Consider the following 1,267-nt stretch of genomic DNA (forward strand, 5'->3'; position numbering starts at 1 on the left):
ATTAATAGGTGATTTTAGAAATTTATTTTTTCTAAGAAAGAAGGAGAATAAAATGATACAATCAATTGTACATATTGCTTTAGTTGTTAAAGAGTATGATGAAGCAATTGAATTTTACACAAAAAAGCTTCATTTCAAGTTAGTTGAAGATACATATCAACCAGAGCAGGATAAACGTTGGGTAGTAGTATCACCACCAGGCTCGTCTGGGACTACAATATTACTTGCAAAGGCTTCAAAACCAGAACAAGTATCCTTTATTGGAAATCAAGCGGGTGGTCGGGTTTTTCTATTCCTTGGAACAAATGATTTTTGGAGAGACTATAATGACATGATGGAAAAAGGAATAGAATTCGTTAGAGAACCAAAAGAACAATCGTATGGTATTGTTGCGGTATTTAAAGATTTATACGGAAACCTATGGGACTTAATTCAATATAAGGAAAATCATCCAATGTTTCAAAGAGTAAAATAGATTATACCTATATGGAACTCACATTATTTGTTGGAAACAATTATTGTGTAGGTGAAAATGTGAAATATTGTTCTTAAAGTCACAGGTACATTCCTATAACAAGGGATGTTCTTTTCTTATTGAAGTAAAGGGCGGGTTAGTTAAAGAATTAGGTTTACTTGCAAATAATATTAAAAAATGCTATTATAAAATGAATTATTTTTGTTCGGTGTAAAGGATAGTATAAGTAATAACTTTTCGTCTTGATGATCACTGAGAGCAAGGATAGTAATACATTGGTGTGCTAACACACTAGGAGGCAACAATCATGGAAAAAGGTAAAGTAAAATGGTTTAATGGCGAAAAAGGTTTCGGATTCATCGAACGTGAAGGTGGAGAAGATGTATTCGTTCATTTCTCAGCTATCCAAGGCGAAGGATACAAAACATTAGAAGAAGGTCAAGAAGTGACTTTTGATGTTGAGCAAGGTCAACGTGGAGCTCAAGCAGCTAACGTTCATAAAGCTTAATTATATTGCCAAACTTAGAGAGACTCTTTTATAGAGTCTTTTTTTCATTCTCTAAAAAACAAAAATCCCCACTCACTAATGAGTAGGGAACATGAAAACAGTAAAATGGTAAACACATTGTAACATATAATTTGAAGGATTCCTAATGTAGCTTTAAAATAAAGTTTGATCAAAAATACCTCACAAACCCACATCTTATGTTAAATTAAAGGCTGTTTTCGCAAAGATTGTTGTTTTTCGAAAAGATTTAATTCTAATCTTTTTAGCTTAATGGCTCTAGCTTT

Annotated in this window: 2 protein-coding genes; both read left to right on the forward strand. The window is 32.3% G+C overall.

Features of this window, described 5'->3' with window-relative positions:
• Positions 1 to 52 precede the first annotated feature (52 nt).
• On the forward strand, positions 53 to 475 hold the full coding sequence (locus AC3WJF_RS23030) for a VOC family protein (protein ID WP_492456432.1): 423 nt from the start codon (positions 53 to 55) through the stop codon (positions 473 to 475).
• Positions 476 to 782: 307 nt separating this feature from the next.
• On the forward strand, positions 783 to 983 hold the full coding sequence (locus AC3WJF_RS23035) for a cold-shock protein (protein ID WP_057775982.1): 201 nt from the start codon (positions 783 to 785) through the stop codon (positions 981 to 983).
• Positions 984 to 1,267 lie beyond the last annotated feature (284 nt).

It is taken from the genome of Heyndrickxia sp. FW510-T9, from assembly GCF_058781025.1.

Coding starts and splice junctions, on each gene's coding strand:
- AC3WJF_RS23030 (WP_492456432.1), top strand. CDS start 53: ATGATACAATCAATTGTACATATTGCTTTAGTTGTTAAAGAGTATGAT.
- AC3WJF_RS23035 (WP_057775982.1), top strand. CDS start 783: ATGGAAAAAGGTAAAGTAAAATGGTTTAATGGCGAAAAAGGTTTCGGA.